This is a genomic window from Pseudomonas sp. 3MAES_34.3B, from assembly GCF_058145875.1.
The window spans coordinates 3,478,981-3,497,723 of sequence record NZ_CM176960.1; the positions used below are offsets into that span (position 1 = coordinate 3,478,981).

15 protein-coding genes are annotated in these 18,743 nt (G+C 62.8%); 6 read left to right on the plus strand and 9 right to left on the minus strand.

All coding sequences use genetic code 11. The features are described 5' to 3' along the window. Positions 1 to 39: 39 nt before the first annotated feature. The 4 genes from topA to fadB all read right to left on the minus strand — a co-directional run bounded on the left by topA (position 40) and on the right by fadB (position 6,420). Positions 40 to 2,643, minus strand: coding sequence for a type I DNA topoisomerase (gene topA, locus AC3Z8Y_RS15215; RefSeq protein ID WP_490086529.1), 2,604 nt, complete (start codon positions 2,641 to 2,643; stop codon positions 40 to 42). A gap of 96 nt (positions 2,644 to 2,739) precedes the next feature. Then, on the minus strand, positions 2,740 to 2,991 hold the full coding sequence (locus AC3Z8Y_RS15220) for a DUF1653 domain-containing protein (protein ID WP_181112489.1): 252 nt from the start codon (positions 2,989 to 2,991) through the stop codon (positions 2,740 to 2,742). 74 nt (positions 2,992 to 3,065) lie between these two features. Then, a complete protein-coding gene (gene fadA / locus AC3Z8Y_RS15225; protein WP_181112491.1) occupies positions 3,066 to 4,241 on the minus strand; it encodes an acetyl-CoA C-acyltransferase FadA in 1,176 nt (391 codons plus the stop codon). 31 nt (positions 4,242 to 4,272) lie between these two features. Beyond that, on the minus strand, positions 4,273 to 6,420 hold the full coding sequence (gene fadB, locus AC3Z8Y_RS15230) for a fatty acid oxidation complex subunit alpha FadB (RefSeq protein ID WP_490086530.1): 2,148 nt from the start codon (positions 6,418 to 6,420) through the stop codon (positions 4,273 to 4,275). A gap of 519 nt (positions 6,421 to 6,939) precedes the next feature. Here fadB and AC3Z8Y_RS15235 point away from each other — a divergent pair. Then, positions 6,940 to 8,574, plus strand: coding sequence for a methyl-accepting chemotaxis protein (locus tag AC3Z8Y_RS15235; protein ID WP_490086531.1), 1,635 nt, complete (start codon positions 6,940 to 6,942; stop codon positions 8,572 to 8,574). On the opposite strand, the gene AC3Z8Y_RS15240 is transcribed toward AC3Z8Y_RS15235, so the two are convergent. After that, positions 8,571 to 9,014, minus strand: coding sequence for a hypothetical protein (locus tag AC3Z8Y_RS15240; RefSeq protein ID WP_490086532.1), 444 nt, complete (start codon positions 9,012 to 9,014; stop codon positions 8,571 to 8,573). The genes AC3Z8Y_RS15235 and AC3Z8Y_RS15240 overlap by 4 nt on opposite strands. A 111-nt stretch (positions 9,015 to 9,125) precedes the next feature. Here AC3Z8Y_RS15240 and AC3Z8Y_RS15245 point away from each other — a divergent pair, with 111 nt between their 5' ends. After that, entirely contained in the window at positions 9,126 to 9,581 is a 456-nt protein-coding gene (locus AC3Z8Y_RS15245) for a universal stress protein (protein ID WP_181112499.1), read from the plus strand. A gap of 51 nt (positions 9,582 to 9,632) precedes the next feature. On the opposite strand, the gene AC3Z8Y_RS15250 is transcribed toward AC3Z8Y_RS15245, so the two are convergent. Beyond that, complete coding sequence (locus AC3Z8Y_RS15250) at positions 9,633 to 11,537, minus strand: ATP-binding cassette domain-containing protein (protein ID WP_490086533.1); 1,905 nt, start codon at positions 11,535 to 11,537, stop codon at positions 9,633 to 9,635. A 153-nt stretch (positions 11,538 to 11,690) separates the two neighbouring features. Here AC3Z8Y_RS15250 and AC3Z8Y_RS15255 point away from each other — a divergent pair, with 153 nt between their 5' ends. Beyond that, entirely contained in the window at positions 11,691 to 13,625 is a 1,935-nt protein-coding gene (locus AC3Z8Y_RS15255; RefSeq protein WP_490086534.1) for a transglycosylase SLT domain-containing protein, read from the plus strand. 110 nt (positions 13,626 to 13,735) lie between these two features. Here AC3Z8Y_RS15255 and AC3Z8Y_RS15260 read toward each other — a convergent pair whose 3' ends face one another. Together AC3Z8Y_RS15260 and AC3Z8Y_RS15265 are read right to left on the minus strand one after the other, a co-directional pair. After that, a complete protein-coding gene (locus tag AC3Z8Y_RS15260) occupies positions 13,736 to 14,536 on the minus strand; it encodes an MOSC domain-containing protein (protein WP_490086535.1) in 801 nt (266 codons plus the stop codon). Positions 14,537 to 14,594: 58 nt separating this feature from the next. Then, entirely contained in the window at positions 14,595 to 15,524 is a 930-nt protein-coding gene (locus tag AC3Z8Y_RS15265) for a chemotaxis protein CheV (RefSeq protein ID WP_490086536.1), read from the minus strand. 288 nt (positions 15,525 to 15,812) lie between these two features. Between AC3Z8Y_RS15265 and AC3Z8Y_RS15270 the strand changes: the two genes are divergently transcribed. The 3 genes from AC3Z8Y_RS15270 (at position 15,813) to AC3Z8Y_RS15280 (ending at position 17,839) form a co-directional block, all read left to right on the plus strand. After that, on the plus strand, positions 15,813 to 16,202 hold the full coding sequence (locus AC3Z8Y_RS15270; RefSeq protein WP_490086537.1) for a hypothetical protein: 390 nt from the start codon (positions 15,813 to 15,815) through the stop codon (positions 16,200 to 16,202). A gap of 99 nt (positions 16,203 to 16,301) precedes the next feature. Continuing rightward, complete coding sequence (locus AC3Z8Y_RS15275) at positions 16,302 to 17,186, plus strand: sensor histidine kinase (protein ID WP_490086538.1); 885 nt, start codon at positions 16,302 to 16,304, stop codon at positions 17,184 to 17,186. Then, positions 17,183 to 17,839, plus strand: coding sequence for a response regulator (locus AC3Z8Y_RS15280; protein ID WP_490090013.1), 657 nt, complete (start codon positions 17,183 to 17,185; stop codon positions 17,837 to 17,839). Before AC3Z8Y_RS15275 ends, AC3Z8Y_RS15280 begins: the two co-directional genes overlap by 4 nt. Here the strand turns inward: AC3Z8Y_RS15280 and yegS are convergent. Beyond that, positions 17,823 to 18,722, minus strand: coding sequence for a lipid kinase YegS (yegS, locus tag AC3Z8Y_RS15285; RefSeq protein WP_490086539.1), 900 nt, complete (start codon positions 18,720 to 18,722; stop codon positions 17,823 to 17,825). The genes AC3Z8Y_RS15280 and yegS overlap by 17 nt on opposite strands. Between the last annotated feature and the right edge of the window lie 21 nt (positions 18,723 to 18,743).

Here is an 18,743-nt window from a genome sequence, read left to right on the forward strand (position 1 = left end):
CCTCCGAAAAAATGAACGGGGCACTATGGCCCCGAGCATTCAACGCTTGTCTTCGACCTTCCAGGCCGTGCCATCGAAGAAGGCGCGCCAGCCGGTAGGCTTGCCGTCGACTTCGGTCTGCACGTACTGCTCTTTGGTCTTGCGGCTGTAGCGTATCACCGAGAAGCGGCCTTCGGGGTCCTTCACAGGCGCATCAAAGAGGAAATGATACTTGGGATCGATCTCGTCCTTGTGAGGCAACAGCTCGCGTACCAGCGGCGCGCGGGTTTCCCGGTTTTTCGGGAACTGGCTCGCGGCCAGGAACAAGCCCGAGGCACCGTCACGCAAAACGTAGGTGTCGTCTACCTTCTCGCACTTCAACTCCGGCATCTTCACGGCGTCCATCTTGGGGGGCGCCGCCTCGCCGTTTTTCAGCAGCTTGCGAGTGTTCTTGCAGGACGCGTTGGTGCAACCGAAGAACTTGCCGAAGCGGCCGGTCTTTAATTGCATTTCGCTACCGCACTTGTCGCACTGGATGCTGGGGCCTTCGTAGCCCTTGATGCGGAAGCTGCCTTCCTCGATTTCGTAGCCGGCGCAGTCCGGGTTGTTACCGCAGATGTGCAGCTTGCGCTTCTCGTCCAGCAGGTACGCATCCATCGCCGTCGCGCAAATGGGGCAGCGGTGCTTGTTCAGCAGTACGCGGGATTCGGATTCACCCTCGTCGTCTGCAGCGATCTCGTCGCCAGGCACCAGATTGATGGTCGCCTTGCAACGCTCCTTGGGCGGCAGGCTGTAGCCTGAGCAACCGAGGAAGACGCCGGTGGACGCGGTACGGATCATCATCGGCCGACCACATTCCTTGCACGGGATGTACGTGAGGGTCGGCTGGTTGGCGCGCATGCCGTTTTCACTGGCTTCGGCCACTTCCAGCTTGGCGCGGAAGTCCTCATAGAACTCGTCCAGGACGTTCTTCCAGTCCCGCTCACCGTGCGCAACGTCGTCGAGGTGCTCTTCCATGCCCGCGGTGAAACCGTAGTCCATGAGGTTGGAGAAGCTTTCGCCCAGCCGCTCGGTCACGATGTCGCCCATCTTTTCCGAGTAGAACCGACGGTTATGCAGCGTCACATAGCCACGGTCCTGGATGGTGGAAATGATCGCAGCATAGGTCGATGGCCGGCCAATACCGCGCTTTTCCATTTCCTTGACCAGGCTGGCTTCGGAGTACCGCGCCGGTGGCTTGGTGAAGTGCTGGGTGGGGTCCAGCTCAAGCAACTGCAGCTTCTCGCCCTGGGCCATTTCGGGCAGCACGTCGTCTTCGCCCGGCTTGCTCACCTGCGGCAATACTTTGGTGTAGCCGTCAAACTTCAGGATGCGGCCCTTGGCGCGCAGTTCGAAGTCTCCAGCCGCCACAGTAAGCGTGGTGGATAGGTACTGCGCCGGTGGCATCTGGCAGGCCAGGAACTGGCGCCAGATCAGCTCGTACAGCCGTTCTGCGTCTCGCTCCATGCCGTTGAGCTGCGAAGGGTGAAGATTCACGTCGGACGGGCGGATCGCCTCGTGCGCCTCCTGTGCGCCTTCCTTGCTGCCATACACGTTTGGCGTGGCCGGCAGGTACTGCTTGCCGAAGTTGCCTTCGATATAGGCGCGGGCCATGTCCAGTGCGTCCACCGACAGGTTGGTGGAGTCGGTACGCATATAGGTGATGTAGCCGGCTTCGTACAAGCGCTGGGCCATCATCATGGTTTTCTTCACGCCAAAGCCCAGGCGGTTACTCGCCGCCTGCTGCAGCGTGGACGTGATGAAAGGCGCCGACGGCTTGCTGCTGGTGGGTTTGTCTTCGCGCTTGGCCACGGTGTAGCTGGAAGCCTTGAGCTTCTGCACCGCCGCCATGGCCTGGGTTTCGTTCAGCGGCTTGAAGGCTTCGCCGTTCTCGCGCGCCACTTCGAAGCGTACCTTGGCCTTGCTGCTGGCGAGGTCGGCGTGCAGCTCCCAGTATTCCTGAGGTATGAACGCGCGGATTTCACGCTCGCGCTCCACCACCAGCTTCACGGCGACAGACTGCACCCGCCCGGCGGACAGCCCACGGGCGATTTTCTGCCAAAGCAGGGGCGATACCATGTAGCCCACCACGCGATCGAGGAAACGCCTCGCCTGCTGAGCGTTCACACGGTCGATATCCAGCTCGCCTGGCTGCGAGAACGCTTCCTGGATCGCCTTTTTAGTGATTTCGTTGAACACCACTCGCTTGTAGCGGGAATCGTCGCCACCGATTGCTTCGCGCAGGTGCCAGGCGATGGCTTCCCCCTCGCGGTCAAGGTCGGTTGCGAGATAGATGGTGTCGGCATCCTTGGCGAGCTTGCGCAGCTCGTCGATGACCTTCTCCTTGCCAGGAAGGATTTCATACTTGGCCTTCCAGCCATGGTCGGGATCGACGCCCATGCGTGCTACCAGCGTACGCCGCGCTTTTTCACGCGGTGACAGTGCCGGGGCCTCGCCCGCCGCCTTGGCCTTGCGGGCCGCCGGCTCCTTGGAGGTGGACGAACCGCTGGTAGGCAGGTCACGGATGTGGCCGATACTGGACTTCACCACGTACTGGTTGCCCAGGTACTTGTTGATCGTCTTGGCCTTGGCCGGGGATTCCACAATGACCAGCGATTTTCCCATGGATCGGAAGATTCCTAAAAACAGAAATTGAAGGCGGTGACGCCTTTCGAGGCCCCGCTATATATAGTGGCTACCCGGTGAGGTCAAGCGTAGTGCCTAAATGGCATCACTCGCGGCAGCGTCGAACAGGCTGGGTTCGGCCCGCACCAAAGCAAAGCGCGGTACCTGCTCGCCGTCAACCTCGACGGACTCCAGAAACATCTCCAGCGGGCGCACCCACAGGCCGTATTCGCCATAAAGCGCCTGGTAGCACACCACCTGCTGCTCGGTCTCGGAATGGCGCGCCACGCCGAATACACGGTACTCGGGGCCTTTGTAATGGCGATAGACGCCAGGTTGTAACAGCATATGCCGCCTCACTTCTTCAAACGCTGAAAAACAAAAACCGGGGCACCTGGCCCCGGTCTTTGACACACGCAGGATCAGACGCGTTCGAACACCGTAGTGATGCCCTGGCCCAGCCCGATACACATGGTAGCAACGCCGAGGGTGGCGCCCTTTTGCTTCATTACATTAAGCAGAGTGCCGGAAATACGGGCACCCGAGCAACCGAAAGGATGCCCCAAGGCGATCGCGCCGCCGTGCAGGTTCACCTTTTCGTCCATCTTGTCGAGCACTTTCAGGTCCTTGAGCACCGGCAATGCCTGCGCCGCGAAGGCTTCGTTGAGCTCGAAGCAATCGATGTCCGCCACCGTCAGGCCGGCACGCTTGAGGGCCTTTTGCGTAGCAGGCACGGGCCCGTAGCCCATGATCGACGGATCGACGCCGGCCACCGCCATCGAGCGGATCACCGCCATCGGCTGAAGGCCGAGGTCTTTCGCACGCTGGGCCGACATCACGATCATGCACGAGGCACCGTCGGTAATCTGCGACGAAGTGCCTGCGGTCACGGTACCGCCTTTGGGGTTGAAAGCCGGCTTGAGCGATGCCAGACCCTCGAGCGTGGTCTCCGGGCGAATGGTTTCGTCGTAGTCGAAGACCTTCAGGAAGCCGTTCTCGTCATACCCCTCCATGGGGATGATTTCGTCCTTGAACAAGCCTTCGACTGTCGCCTTGTGCGCCAACTGGTGCGAACGCACACCGAAGGCGTCCTGCTGCTCGCGGGTGATGCCGTGCATCTTGCCCAGCAATTCGGCCGTGAGGCCCATCATGCCGGCGGCTTTGGCCGCATGCAGCGACATATGGGGGTTCGGGTCCACGCCGTGCATCATGCTCACGTGGCCCATGTGCTCCACGCCGCCGATCACGAACACATCGCCGTTGCCGGTCTGAATGGCCTGGGCAGCGGTGTGCAGCGCGCTCATGGACGAACCGCAAAGGCGGCTCACGGTTTGCGCCGCCGACGTATGAGGAATGCGCGTCATCAGCGATGCCATGCGCGCGATGTTCCAGCCTTGCTCGAGGGTCTGGTTCACGCAGCCCCAGATCACGTCCTCGACTTCGTTGGGGTCCACACCCGGGTTACGCGCCAGCAACTGGTCGATCAGCAATGCCGACATGTTCTCGGCGCGGGTATTGCGATGCATGCCGCCCTTGGAGCGGCCCATGGGTGTACGACCGAAGTCGACGATCACCACATCTCTTGGATTCAGGCTCATAGTGCAAAATCTCGCTCTGTTGTCGGGCGGCTCAACCGAAGAAACGCTGGCCGGTACGGGCCATTTCGCGCAGCTTCTCGGTGGGGTGGTACAGCGGGCCCAGCTCGGCGTAACGGTCGGCAATGGCTACGAATTCGGCCACGCCGATCGCGTCGATGTAACGCAGTGCGCCACCGCGGAAGGGAGGGAAGCCGATACCGTACACCAGGCCCATGTCCGCTTCGGCTGCGGTTTCGACGATGCCGTCTTCGAGGCAGCGAACCGTCTCCAGGCACAGCGGGATCATCATCCAGTTGATGATGTCTTCGTCGGTAACTTCGCGCTGCTCGTAAACGACCGGCTTGAGCACGTCCAGTACGGCGGCATCGGCCACTTTCTTCGGCTTGCCACGCTTGTCGGTCTCGTAGGCATAGAAGCCCTTGCCGTTCTTCTGACCCAGGCGGTTGGCCTCATACAGCGCGTCGATGGCGCTGCGACGGTCGTCCTTCATGCGGTCCGGGAAGCCTTCGGCCATCACGTCACGGCCATGATGGCCGGTGTCGATGCCGACCACGTCCATCAGGTAAGCAGGGCCCATGGGCCAACCGAACTTTTCCATGACCTTGTCGATGCGCACGAAGTCCACGCCTGCGCTCACCAACTTGGCGAAACCGCCGAAGTACGGGAACAGCACACGGTTGACCAGGAAGCCGGGGCAGTCGTTGACCACGATCGGGTTCTTGCCCATTTTCTTGGCATAGGCGACGGTAGTAGCCACCGCTTGCTCGCTGGACTTCTCGCCACGGATCACTTCCACCAGCGGCATCATGTGCACCGGGTTGAAGAAGTGCATGCCCACGAAGTTCTCGGGCCGCTTCAGGGCCTTGGCCAGCAGGCTGATGGAAATGGTGGAGGTGTTCGAAGCCAGAATGGCGTCGTCCTTCACGTGGTTTTCCACCTCGGCCAGCACGGCTTGCTTGACCTTCGGGTTCTCGACCACGGCCTCGACCACGATGTCCACATGGCCAAAATCGCCATAGGACAGGGTCGGGCGGATGGCATTGAGAGCAACCGCCATCTTCGCGGGGGTCAGGCGGCCTTTTTCGACCTGCTTGCCCAACAGCTTGGAGGCTTCGTTGAGGCCCTGTTCGATACCCTTCTCGTTGATGTCCTTCATCAGGATCGGGGTGCCTTTGTACGCCGACTGGTAGGCGATGCCGCCACCCATGATGCCAGCGCCCAATACAGCCGCCTGATTTACATCACGGGCCTGCTTGTCATACACCTTGGCCTTGCGCTTGAGCTCCTGATCATTCAGGAACAGCCCGATCAGGCTTTCGGCGGCAGAGGTCTTGGCCATTTTCACGAAGCCAGCGGCTTCGATTTCCAGTGCCTTGTCGCGACCGAAGTTCGCAGCTTTCTGGATGGACTTGATCGCCTCTACCGGCGCGGGGTAGTTCGGGCCAGCCTGGCCAGCCACGAAGCCCTTGGCGGTTTCGAAAGCCATCATTTGCTCGATGGCGTTCAGCTTGAGCTTTTCCAGCTTGGGCTGGCGGCGAGCCAGGTGGTCGATTTCACCGGAGATGGCGCGCTTGAGCAGGTCCAGCGCGGCGGCTTGCAGCAGTTCGGGGGCAACCACCACGTCCACGGCGCCCACTTTCAGCGCATCGTCCGGGCGTTGTTCCTTGCCGGAGGCAATCCATTCGATGGCGTTATCAGCGCCGATCAGGCGCGGCAGGCGAACGGTACCGCCAAAGCCTGGGTAAATGCCCAGCTTCACTTCAGGCAGGCCGATCTTCGCCGCCGTGGACATCACACGGAAGTCTGCTGCGAGGGCCATTTCCAGGCCGCCACCCAAGGCGATGCCGTTGATCGCGACCACGGTAGGGACAGACAGGTCTTCGAAGTCGCTGAAGATCCGGTTGACTTCCAGGTTCCCGGCGGTCAACTCGGCTTCGGGCAACTTGAAGTTATCGACGAACTCGGTGATATCAGCGCCGACGATGAACACATCCTTGCCACTGGTAACCACCACGCCCTTGACCGACGTATCGGCTTTGAGCGCTTCCACCGCCTCGCGCAGCTCGCTGAGGGTAAGGCGGTTGAACTTGTTGACGGACTCACCCTTGAGGTCGAAATTCAGTTCGACGATGCCACTTTCAAGAGCCTTAACCGTGATGGCTTTACCTTCGTAAATCATCAACTGATCTCCAGGAATGGAAGCTAAACGTTACGTATTGGAGCAGCCCTGAGGCTTACCCGCCAACACGCGCTCGGACGATGGACCGATGCCAAACGCTCGATTCATACGCCCGTTTGATTCGGGTGTGCACACCTTCAGCGAAAACCCTTGGAATGTCAATCGCCCGAAAACGGGCCACCGCCGCGACCGCTCGGTCATCTTTTCTGAACAGCGTGAGCGTAGACAACGGCCTTATAGTGCCCTCTACGGAACGTGCCGCCCAAGCACAGCGCAGCGATGAATGGGCACGAATTCATGCCACGCATTGGCCCCGGGGGCGTATGATCGCGGCCATTCACCGGCCTGCCTGGCCTCGCCCGACCCTTGTGTCGGGCTTTTTATTGCCTGCCGTTCGGCGCCGCGCCCTCAAGTTCCGCTCCGGCTCGGCCGACATACCGATACAGCCGGCCTCCTCTGGCCGCCATGTACGTCCTTATGCTTCGCTCCCCCACACAACAACAATGCGGAGAAAGCCCCATGAAGGTGCTGCGCAACCTGTCCATCAGCCGCCGGCTGTGGCTCATCCTGCTGTTGGCCCTCGGCATGCTCGCCGCGCTCGGCCTGTTCATGCTCAAGCAGATTCATGACGATCTTTACCAGGCCAAGGCGCAAAAAACCATGCATGTGGTGCAAACCGCAGCAGGCTTGCTGGAATACTTCAATGGCCTTGAAAAGACCGGAACCCTGACCCGCGAAGCGGCCCAGCAGCAAGCCATCGCTGCGGTGCGCGGCCTGCGCTATGGGGGCACGGATTATTTCTGGATCAACGACCTTCGCCCGGTGATGGTGATGCACCCCACCAATGCCAAGCTCGACGGGCAGGACCTTTCGGGCATTCGTGACCCGGACGGTTTCGCGGTATTCAATGAAATGGTGGCCGTGGCGAAGGCCAAGGGCGCCGGAATGGTGAACTACCGCTGGCCGAAACCAGGCGCCAGCGCGCCCGTGGGTAAAACCTCCTACGTACAGCTGTTCCAACCCTGGGGTTGGGTAATCGGCTCGGGCGTGTACGTGGACGACGTGGAGGCCGAATTCTCCGCGCAAGTGGTCCGCGTGCTGATCGCAGCGGCGGTCATCGCGCTGATGATGGCCCTGGCCATTGTTGCCATCGCCCGAAGCATCGTCCATCCACTGCGGGCTTCGGTCAGCGCAATGGCGAACATTGCCAGCGGGGACGGCGACCTCACTCGCGAATTGCACGCTGAAGGTAATGACGAGATCACCCAGCTAAGCGGCCATTTCAACGCCTTTACGCGAAAAATGCGCGCAATGGTGGGGTCGCTGCAGGCGTCGGCCGATCAGCTCGGCCGCTCGTCACAAGCGCTGGGCGGCAATGCCCTGGAGGCCCAGTCAAGTAGCTCGCGCCAGTGTGAGCAAATGGACCGGGTAGCCACCGCCATTGGCGAAGTTACCCATGGCGTTCAGGATGTTGCCCGTACCGCGGAGCATGCGGCCAGTGAAATGCGCAAGGCCGAAGCCCAGGCACTCGACGGCCAAGCCAGTATCAGCGGTAGTGTTCAGCAGATCGACCAGCTTTCGGCCACCATCAACCAAGCCGTGGAGGTGATCCGCACCTTGGCCGCCGAAAGCACCGAGATAGGCGGTGTGCTGGACGTGATCAGTTCGATCGCCGAGCAAACCAACCTGCTGGCTCTGAACGCCGCCATCGAAGCCGCGCGCGCCGGAGATCAAGGCAGAGGGTTCGCCGTGGTTGCCGACGAAGTGCGCCTGCTTGCGCAGCGTACGCAGAAATCCACGGCCCAGATCCAGACGATGACCGAGCGGTTGCGGCACCGCTCCGAAGCCGCAGTGAAGGTCATCAACGAGAGCAGCGAGGCGTCGCGCCTTACCATCGCGCAGGCCAGCGCCGCCGGCCGAAGCCTGGAGGCAGTGGTGCATGCCTTGCGCACGCTGAACCAGCTCAACGCCTCCATCGCCAGTGCCACCCTCCAACAAAGCCACGTAGTGGAAGACATCAACCAGAATGTGGCCCAGGCTGCCGGGCTGTCTCAGGGGACCGCAGCGGCAGCCGAACAATCGAGCCGCACCAGCGTGGAGATGAAAACCCTTAGCGAACAATTGAACGGGGCGTTGCGCCAGTTCCGGATCTAGCGGGTGGCGAGCGCTCGCAGGGCCCGGTCGATCACCTCCGCCTGGCCCTCCACGCCACCTTCGCCCCATACTGCGCTGACCATCTGTCGCTGCGCTTCAACCTTCCACACGTCGGTGGGCAGCAGGTTCAACTGCTCCAGCAGGGCAGTATCGGTGCACGGCTCTCGCCACTGGTTTACCCACTGGCCAGGCTCGGGCTGCCACCATGTCCAGTCTGCGCCGGCCGGCGAAAGCCGCGGCCGGTGATACTGTGCAGCGGGTGTGGGCAAGTGGGCCGGCATCCAGTGCGGCCATTGCTGCGGTGCCAACTGCATGCCCAGGCCCAGCGCGCGGGCCTTCATGCGACACGCCATGCGACCGCTCTGTTTGCGTGAGGGGCGCAGCCAGGCCAAGGGGCTTAAAATCACCGCCAGGATTGACACCACTATCCAGACCGTCATAGAACTCTCCCCGCGATTTACAAACAACCCCTTGGTGAATGCGCCACTACCTATGCATTCCCCATGAAAGGGCCATAATCAAGCTAATACTTCTGTCTGGAGCACCACGCCATGTCCTACCAACATATCCTCGTAGCCGTGGATCTGACCGAGGAATGCGACCCGGTCATCAAACGCGCCCGCGCCCTTGCAGAAGCCACTGGCGCGAAGCTGTCGCTGGTTCATATCGTGGAACCCATGGCAATGGCCTTTGGTGGCGACGTGCCCATGGACCTTTCTCAGTTGCAGCAGCAGCAATTCGATCAGGCCAAGGAGCGCATGCGCACCCTGCGCGGCAAATATCCGGACGTTTCCGAGGAGTTCTGCCACCTGACCTACGGCCAGCCACGCCAGGAAATCCACAAGCTGGCCAAAGACAAAGGCTACGACCTGATTATCGTGGGTAGCCATGGCCGCCATGGCCTGGGCCTGCTGCTGGGGTCAACCTCCAATGACGTTCTGCACGGCGCGCCGTGTGACGTGCTGGCGGTGCGACTGGATCGAGTGAAAGCCGAAAAAGCCGTTTAAAGGCCACATTCCGCGATCAGGCGCCTTAGTGACGCCTGATCGCGGAGCCCCTTACTCGTCCAGCTCAGCCCAGCGCTCTACCAGCGCATCATGGCGCGCTTGCAGGCTATCCAGGCTGGCGAGCACGGCGCTGGTTTCTGCAGCCGGGCGCTGGTAAAAGCCCGGTGATCCGATCTGCGCCTGCACTGCCGCCATCTGCGACTCGATATCTTCGATCTGCCCTGGCAAGGCTTCGAGTTCGCGTTGCACCTTGTAACTGAGCTTCTTTTTTGCAGGCGCTGGCGCTGGCGCTGCTGGCGCGGGGCTAGCTGACACCACAGGCTCCGCTTTTTGCGCCTTGGCTTCCTTCACGCCCAGCAACTTGGCCGAGCCGCCCTGGCGAATCCAGTCCTGATAACCGCCCACGTATTCCCGCACCTGGCCATCGCCCTCGAACACCAGGGTGCTGGTGACCACGTTATCCAGGAATGCCCGGTCGTGGCTGACCATGAGCACAGTGCCCTTGAACGCCGAGAGCACCTCTTCGAGCAGTTCGAGGGTTTCCACGTCCAGGTCGTTGGTGGGTTCGTCCAGCACCAGCAGGTTGGCCGGCTTGCTGAACAGCTTGGCCAGCAGCAGGCGGGCCCGTTCGCCACCGGACAGCGCCTTCACTGGGGTACGCGCCCGCTGAGGGCTGAACAGGAAGTCGCCCAGGTAGCTGAGCACGTGGCGGCTCTGGCCGTCGATTTCGATGAAGTCCCGACCTTCGGCCAGGTTGTCGATCACGGTTTTTTCGAGGTCGAGCTGCATGCGCAGCTGGTCGAAGTAGGCCACTTCCAGGCGCGTGCCCTGCTCTACCGAACCCGCGGTAGGCTGAAGGTCGCCCAGCATCAGCTTGAGCAGCGTGGTTTTCCCGGTGCCGTTGGCGCCCAGCAGGCCGATACGGTCCTCACGCTGCAGCACCATGGAGAAATCCTTGACCAGCAACGGCCCGCCGGGGTGCGCGTAGCTGACGTTCTCCAGCACGATCACCTGCTTGCCGGACTTGTCCGCCACATCCAGCTGGATGTTGGCCTTGCCCTGGCGCTCGCGCCGCTCGCCCCGCTCCGAGCGCAGCGCCTTGAGCGCCCGCACCCGGCCTTCGTTACGGGTGCGCCGAGCCTTGATGCCCTGGCGAATCCACACTTCTTCCTGCGCCAGCCGCTTGTCGAACAGCGCGTTGGCGGTTTCCTCGGCGGCAAGCTCGGCTTCCTTGTGCACCAGGAAGCTGGCGTAGTCGCCGTTCCAGTCGATCATGTGGCCGCGGTCCAGCTCCAGGATGCGCGTGGCCAGGTTTTGCAGGAAGGCCCGGTCGTGGGTGATGAACAACACGGCCCCGCCGAAGCCGGCGAGGGCTTCCTCGAGCCAGGCGATCGCGCCGATGTCCAGGTGGTTGGTGGGTTCGTCGAGCAACAGCAGGTCTGGCTCGGACACCAGCGCCTGAGCCAACAGCACGCGGCGGCGCCAGCCACCGGACAGCTCGGCGAGGGTTTTGTCGGCCGGCAGTTGAAGGCGGCTCAAGGTGCTGTCCACCAGTTGCTGCAGGCGCCAGCCATCGCGGGCTTCGAGTTCTTGCTGAACATGCATGAGCGCGTCCAGGTCGGCGTCGGTGACGATGTTCTGGCTCAGGTGGTGGTACTGAGCCAACAATTCGCCTACCCCAGCCAGCCCCTCGGCCACCACGTCGAACACGGTGCGGTCGTCGGCACGCGGCAGTTCCTGGGGAAGCTCGCCGATTTTCAGCCCTGGCGCGCGCCAGATGTCACCGTCGTCGGGCCTCTGGTCGCCGCGTACCAGCCGCAGCATGCTGGACTTGCCAGTGCCGTTACGGCCGATGATGCAGACCCGCTCGCCGCGGGCGATCTGCCAGGAAACCTTGTCGAGCAACGGCATGGCGCCGTAGGCGAGGGAAACATCGCTCAGTTTGAGCAGGGTCATGGGATTCTCCGGAAAAGCCGGCGCGTATTCTACCTTATGTACCGCCCTGGCACAGCAAACGCCGGCCGCATATCGCGAAACACTTGGCGCGCTTCCGAGGGAAGTGCCAACAGGCTAAGCTAGCCGCCAATCTGTACGCTTCCCGGAAGTCTCATGCGCAGTCGACTGTCCCGCCTCGTTCCCGCCGTGTTGCTTGGCGCCCTGTTCCTTATACCCGCGGCCCATGCTGGCGACCTGGCGCTCCAGCGGCAGTACTACGATCAGGCGAAGGCGGCGCTGGCCAAGGGCAACAGCGCGCCCTACTTCCAGTACAAGGCCATGCTGGTGGACTACCCGCTCGAGCCCTACCTGGCGTACGACGAACTTACCGCCCGCCTGCCCGGGGCCAGCAACGAGGAGGTTGAAGGGTTCATTGCCGCTCACGGCGATCTCCCCCAAATCAACTGGCTCAAGTTGCGCTGGCTGCGCATGCTGGCCGAGCGTGGAGACTGGCCCACCTTCGTTCGCTACTACGACACCAAGCTCAATTTCACCGAACTGGACTGCCTCTATGGCCAGTACCAGCTTACCCGCCCGGATCTGCGAGCCGAGGGCTACGCCAATGCCGAACGCCTGTGGCTGAGCGGCAAGGATCGCCCCGCCGCCTGCGACCCGCTGTTCGGCCGCTGGGCCGCCGAGGGCCAGCTTACCGAGCACAAGCGCTGGCAGCGGGTACGCCTGGCCGCGCAGGCGCGCAATTATCCCCTGGCGACCAGCCTGGTCGATGGCCTGGTGACACTACAGGCACAAGGCAGGCGCCTGCTGGATGTCGCACGCAACCCGGAACTGCTCGATCAGCCCGGGCTGTTCGAACCCGCTGACGAGGCCATGGCCGATGCCGTAGGCCTAGGGTTGCGCCGCCTGGCCAAACAAAACCCCGACAAGGCGCTGGGGCTGCTGGATTCCTATGCGGCCACCATGCACTTCTCGGCCGAGGAAAAGGTCGCCATCGCCAAGGACATCGGCCTGGGCCTGGCCCGCAGCTATGACAGCCGCGCGCTGGAGCTGATGACCCGCTACGACCCGGACCTGCGCGACGACACGGTAAGCGAATGGCGGTTACGCCTGCTGCTGCGCCTGGGCCGTTGGCAAGAGGCCTACGAGCTTACCCGCCGCTTGCCGGCAAGCCTGGCCCAGACCAACCGCTGGAAGTACTGGGAGGCCCGGGCCCTGGAACTGGCTCGGCCAAACGACCCGCAGGTGCCTGTCCTGTACAAGGCAGTCGCGAAAGAACGGGACTTCTATGGCTTCCTGGCCGCCGACCGTGCGCAGGTCCCGTACCAGCTGACCAACCGCCCCCTGCCGCTCACCCAGGCTCAGATGAACAGCGTGCGTAACGCCCCGGGTATTCGCCGCGCGCTGGAGCTGTATCAGCGCGGTCAGATCGTCGACGGACGGCGCGAGTGGTACTACGTGTCGCGCCACTTCGATCGCGATCAAATGGTTGCCCAGGCAAAGCTTGCGTATGACATGGGCTGGTACTTCCCGGCCATCCGCACCATCAGCCTGGCACAGTACTGGGACGACCTGAACATCCGCTTCCCCATGGCGCACCGAGATGCATTGCTTCGCGAGGCCCGCTTGCGGGGGCTGCATGCCAGCTGGGTGTTTGCGATCACCCGTCAGGAAAGCGCCTTCATGGACGACGCCCGCTCCTCCGTTGGTGCCATGGGGCTTATGCAGCTGATGCCGGCCACGGCGAAGGAAACGGCGCGCAAGTTCAGCATTCCGTTGGCTTCACCGCAGCAGGTGATAGACCCGGACAAGAATATTCAGTTGGGTGCCGCCTACCTGAGCGTGGTGCACGGCCAGTTCAACGGTAACCGCGTACTGGCTTCTGCCGCCTACAACGCCGGGGCCGGCCGCGTGCGTCAATGGCTGAGAGGGGCCAACCACTTGAGCTTCGATGTGTGGGTAGAGTCCATTCCGTTCGACGAAACCCGCCAGTACGTGCAGAACGTGCTGTCCTACGCGGTGATCTACGGCGCGAAGCTGAACACGCCACAGCCTATCGTCGACTGGCACGAGCGGTTCTTCGACGATATCTGATGCCCCGATGGGGCCAGTCGCAGGGAAGCCAGCGCCTGGCCCTGCGGCTACAGGTCGTAGCAGCCCGCCTTGGCGGCGACCGGCCCGTCAGGGCCGCTGCTTCAGGGCATCTAGGAAGCGGTCACCTCCATCCCCACCTCCAGCACACCCTCGCCTTCGGCAATCAGGTTTTGCCCGAACATGATCCCACCTTCGCGCGTGCGATAGCCCTTGAGGGTGTTCAGCGGCTCGCGGTCGCTGTCGCGTTGCTGGGTGGCAGGATCAATGGTGGTGAGAATGCAGCGGGCGCAGGGCTTGGCCACGCGAAAGTCCACGGTACCAATGCGAAGGCGGGTCCAGCCATCTTCAGCAAGGGCTTGGGCGCCATCAATGACAAGGTTGGGGCGGAACCGCGACATGGCCATGGGCCGGCCCACACGGCTGGACAGGTCGTCCACCGAGGCCTGGTTGATCAGCAAGAGAGGAAAACCGTCGGCAAAGGCGACACGGTCTTCCGGCAGCCCATCACCTGCACCCAATGGCCGGGCGCGATGCTCCGGAACGTACACCAGGCGAACAGGCTTGCCGATCAGCTCGCTCGCCCATCGGGCGGCGGCCTCACCGGCGTCCGGGACCCTCAGCGTATCCTTCCAGATCACTATGCCCCGTAGGTCCGCATCGGCAGGCGGCACGGGTACGGAAAGGGATTGGAGGCCGGGCGCGCTGAGCTCCAGCCCGCCGTCGGTGTTGTACAAGGCCGACAGCTGGCCCAGCACCGGCAGGGTTCGCTGGGTAAGGAAACGGCCGCTGGCCTCCTCCACCAGCATCCAGCGGCGATCACCCAGCAGCCCTAATGCGCCAACCCTGGAAGCCGAAAGGCTTTCTCCCAAGCCGGATTTGACGGGAAAGCGGTACAAAGCGGTCAGGCGCATGGCAGGACATCCAGATCCAGGGTGCCCTAGCTTAAACCAACGCGCTCACCGCTTCGACTCAGCCGAGCTCCATTTCCAGCCGCTGACGTACCACTTCCACCAACCGGTCGGGTTGGAATTTGGACAGGAAGTTGTCGCAGCCGACTTTCTTCACCATGGACTCGTTGAAGCTACCCGACAACGACGTGTGCAACACAACGTAAAGCTCACGCAGGCGAGGGTCTTGCCGGATCTCGGTGGTAAGGCGGTAGCCATCCATCTCGGGCATCTCGGCATCGGTGAAGATCATCAGCAGCTTGCTGCACACGTCTTCGCCGGCGTCCGCCCACTTCTGCAGCATGCGCAGCGCCTTCAAGCCATCGCTGGCAATGTGCAGCACGCAGCCGAGCTGTGACAGGGTATCGCGCAACTGCGCAAGGGCCACGGTCGAGTCATCGACCAGAAGGATCTCCCGGCCGCGCGCATTGGCAAGCATGGCGTCTTCGAGCTTCTCGCGCGATACCTTGGCGTTGTAGGGCACGATTTCGGCGAGCACCTTCTCCACATCGATAATTTCCACCAGCTTGTCTTCCACGCGGGTGATGGCGGTAAGGTAATGCTGGCGACCGGCACTGCTGGGCGGCGGAAGGATGGATTCCCAATTCATGTTGATGATGCGGTCAACGCCGCCCACCAGGAAGGCTTGTACCGAGCGGTTGTACTCGGTAACGATAATGGTGCTGTCCGGGCCAGGCTGCAGCGGGCGCATGCCAATGGCTTGCGACAGGTCGATGACCGGCAGGGTTTGCCCACGCAGGTTGACCACGCCGCATACAAAGGGATGGCGCTGAGGCATGAGGGTCAGCTTGGGCAGCTGCAGCACTTCCTGCACCTTGAATACGTTGATTGCGAACAGCTGACGGCCTGCCAAACGAAACATGAGAATTTCAAGGCGGTTTTCACCCACAAGTTGGGTGCGCTGATCGACGCTATCGAGAATACCAGCCATGAAAGTCCCCGGCGGTTGGATAAAGGCATATGTGGGCTATCGGCGCTGGGTAAGCGAACTTGAGTGCGTGCGGCGCCCATCCGTCCACAATTGATATCACTTTAGCATCATGCTTTACTGTTCCTTGCTTACTGATATCGGTGACATCAGGGAAACCCTTAGGAACCCTCCGGGCGCACCTGATATTCGAAACAGTCAATAGACATTACCGTGGCCCTATTCTCGTTCATGAATGGAGTTCGGCCATGTCGAGCCTGTTGCTTTCACCCGCCCTGGGTGCGACCCGTCATGTTTAGCCTTTGCGCGGAAGCCGAAGGGCTTACCTCGAGGCTGATCGACTGCATCGATCATTTACGCGCCTTTCCCAACGATCGGGATGCCTGCACAGCGCTGCAACTGGGCCTGGAGCAATTGGCAAACGGCGCCGCCGAAGCCCAGGCTCCCATTCCCGCCTTCGCCCGGGAACTGGCGGCTTTCCTGGCACGCGACCGTGCCGAGCTCTGCCTGCGAGGCGACGCCTTGCAGGCGCTCAAGCAGTGCGTGGACCTGTTGAGCTGGCAGGTGGAGCTGAACGACCCGCGCCACGGCCTGGCGATGGACTGCAGCGAGCAGCGGGAACTGCTGGCCACGCTTGCAGGCTGCTGCCAGCCAGAGCGTGCGCACGCCCCACTGGCCTGAAGGCCTATAAAACGGGGACCGAACGCCTGGGAGGTGCTACCATGCGCGCCCTCAAGGCCCCGTTCGCGCCTGTGACCTCCTTCGACCATGCCTGCCACTATGCCCACATCCGCCCTTGCGCGCGGGCCATGGAGCCTGCCCCTCGTTCGCCGCCTGGTCCTGGCCGGTGGGGCTATAGCGTGCATGACCATCGACGGTTATGCCTGGGCGACCGCCATGCCTTTCGGCACCGGCCTATTGCTGGCCAACCTGGCGTCCATCCTTCTTCTGTCCGCGTTGGCGTGGGCCGGTATTCAGGCCGACGGCGCCATTTCGCTGCGCCCGGAAGAGCTCGCCGGGCACATCACCCTGGCCCGGGAGGGCGAACGGGAGCGGCTCGGGCGTGAACTTCATGACGATATCGGCCAATTGCTCACGGCCGCCCGCTTGCAGCTGGACTGGCTCGGCCGTCGAACACCCGCCAGCCTGGCCGTACCCCTGGCAACGCTGCGCGAAACGCTTGCCGAATCCTTGAACAAGGTCCGCAACGTGTCTGCCCTGCTCAGCCCTCAACAGCTTGCTGTGCTCGGCCTGGAAGGCAGCCTGCGCCAACACTTGTGCAAGGGGCTGGCCGGTACCGGCCTGAACTGGAGCCTCGAATGCCGACAACGGCTGGACGGCCTGCCGGAAGGCATGAGCGTAGCGGCCTTTCGCATCGTCCAGGAAGCCGTCACCAACCTGCTGCGGCATGCCGGCGCAAACACCCTGTGGATCGACATCGCCCGGGCACAGCATGGGCTGGTGGTACGTATCACCGATGATGGCGAGGGCTTCGACACCCTGGCGGTGCCGCCCGGGCGCGGGTTGTCTGGCATGGCCGAACGGGCACAAGCGTTGCGCGGGCATGTGAAAGTGGTAAGCGCCCCGGGCAGCGGAACCCGTATCGAGGCGCTATTGCCTTGGCCAGACCGCGCCGCGCGGCGGGCAGCGAGGGCCGGGGCGTGAGTTGCAGGCTGGTGCTGGTAGACGACCATGCGCTCATTCGCGCCGGCGTTCGCGCACTGGTGGCGGACATACCGGGCTATTGCGTTGTTGGCGAAGCCGGTGACGGCTGGCAGCTGACCGAGCTGGTACGCCGCAGCCAGGCGGACATCGTATTGCTCGACCTGTCCATGCGCGGCGTAGGCGGCCTGGATGCGCTACGCCAACTGCGCCGAAGCGGCATACCCTGCCGGGTGTTGGTACTTTCGATGCATCATGATTCGGAGCTGATACTCCACGCACTGCAGGCGGGCGCCGATGGCTATCTGCTCAAGGATGCCACCGCCAATGAACTGGAGCAGGCGCTACAGGCTATCCGCCATGGCACCCGCTATCTCAGCCCTGGGGTAACGCATGCCGTCATCGACCAGGCATTGGTGGTCCATCGCACCGATCGCCCGCCGCTCACGCGCCATCCGCTCACCGCTCGGCAGATGGAGATACTGCGCCTGATCGTAAGGGGCACGTCCACTCGAGACATCGCCAACGGCCTGGGCCTGAGCATCAAGACGGTAGAAACCCACCGCGCCCAGGTCATGAAGCGCTTGCAAATCTTCGACGTGGCGGGCCTTGTGCTGTATGCCGTGCGCGAACGGATCATCAGCCCGGACGACTGAGCAGCGGGCAATCGGCGGGCAAATGCAGGTGTACCGCACCCGGGCGCGCCGCGAAGCGCAGGTCGGTGCCCTGCAGCGGCTCACCATCGAGGTTGATGTCCAGGCCCTGGGCGCTTTGTATTTCCACCCATGGCAGGCGTGCCCGCACAAACAGGCTATCGAGGCCCAGCCCGCCCGCCAGCAGCTCCTTCAAGGTAGACACCACTTCGGTCGGTGCTGGCAGGATACTCACGTCCAATAAGCCATCATCCGCGACCGCCTGTGGGCACAGCACATGCCCTCCGCCTGCCTGGCGACCGTTGCCGATGCCCAACGCCAACAGCTCCCCCTCCCAGTGGAAGTCCGGGCCGTGAAGCACCCCGGTGGCCGCGCGCAGTTCGCTGAAGCGAGTGAGGCCGGTAAACAGATAGGCCGCGCCCCCGAGCACCTTCTTGAGGTCTTCGGAGGTGTTGGCCGTGACCTGGCTGCCAAAGCCGCCCGTGGCCATGTTCAGGAACAGCTGGCCGCCTACTTCGCCCAAGTCCACCGGGCGGGCGGGCTGGTCGAGCAAGGCCAACGCACCCTGTGGGTCCAGCGGTACACCGGCGGCACGGGCGAAGTCGTTGGCCGTGCCCAGTGGCAGCAGCGCAAGGCTGGCGTCGGTGCGGGCGAGCCCCATGGCCTCGGCCACGTCGCGCAAGGTGCCGTCGCCGCCGCCCGCAATCACGGTGGTATACCCTGCGGCCAGCCCCTCTTCTACCAAGCGGCCGGCATCACCACCTTCCCACGTGAGGCGCACGGCAATGTCCCAGCCCTGCTCGCGACGAGCGATTACCGCCGCGCGAACGTCCTCGTTCAACGCTTGTTTGCCATGCAGGATCAGCCAAGCCTTGCGCGTTTGCATTCGTTCTCCCCCTTGCCGAAT

Excerpts from the sequence above, each read along its gene's own strand:
- AC3Z8Y_RS15220 (WP_181112489.1), bottom strand. The coding sequence starts at position 2,991 with ATGCTGTTACAACCTGGCGTCTATCGCCATTACAAAGGCCCCGAGTAC.
- AC3Z8Y_RS15245 (WP_181112499.1), top strand. The coding sequence starts at position 9,126 with ATGTCCTACCAACATATCCTCGTAGCCGTGGATCTGACCGAGGAATGC.
- AC3Z8Y_RS15250 (WP_490086533.1), bottom strand. The coding sequence starts at position 11,537 with ATGACCCTGCTCAAACTGAGCGATGTTTCCCTCGCCTACGGCGCCATG.
- AC3Z8Y_RS15270 (WP_490086537.1), top strand. The coding sequence starts at position 15,813 with ATGTTTAGCCTTTGCGCGGAAGCCGAAGGGCTTACCTCGAGGCTGATC.
- AC3Z8Y_RS15275 (WP_490086538.1), top strand. The coding sequence starts at position 16,302 with ATGCCCACATCCGCCCTTGCGCGCGGGCCATGGAGCCTGCCCCTCGTT.
- AC3Z8Y_RS15235 (WP_490086531.1), top strand. The coding sequence starts at position 6,940 with ATGAAGGTGCTGCGCAACCTGTCCATCAGCCGCCGGCTGTGGCTCATC.
- AC3Z8Y_RS15255 (WP_490086534.1), top strand. The coding sequence starts at position 11,691 with ATGCGCAGTCGACTGTCCCGCCTCGTTCCCGCCGTGTTGCTTGGCGCC.
- fadB (WP_490086530.1), bottom strand. The coding sequence starts at position 6,420 with ATGATTTACGAAGGTAAAGCCATCACGGTTAAGGCTCTTGAAAGTGGC.
- fadA (WP_181112491.1), bottom strand. The coding sequence starts at position 4,241 with ATGAGCCTGAATCCAAGAGATGTGGTGATCGTCGACTTCGGTCGTACA.
- AC3Z8Y_RS15265 (WP_490086536.1), bottom strand. The coding sequence starts at position 15,524 with ATGGCTGGTATTCTCGATAGCGTCGATCAGCGCACCCAACTTGTGGGT.
- AC3Z8Y_RS15240 (WP_490086532.1), bottom strand. The coding sequence starts at position 9,014 with ATGACGGTCTGGATAGTGGTGTCAATCCTGGCGGTGATTTTAAGCCCC.
- AC3Z8Y_RS15260 (WP_490086535.1), bottom strand. The coding sequence starts at position 14,536 with ATGCGCCTGACCGCTTTGTACCGCTTTCCCGTCAAATCCGGCTTGGGA.
- topA (WP_490086529.1), bottom strand. The coding sequence starts at position 2,643 with ATGGGAAAATCGCTGGTCATTGTGGAATCCCCGGCCAAGGCCAAGACG.
- yegS (WP_490086539.1), bottom strand. The coding sequence starts at position 18,722 with ATGCAAACGCGCAAGGCTTGGCTGATCCTGCATGGCAAACAAGCGTTG.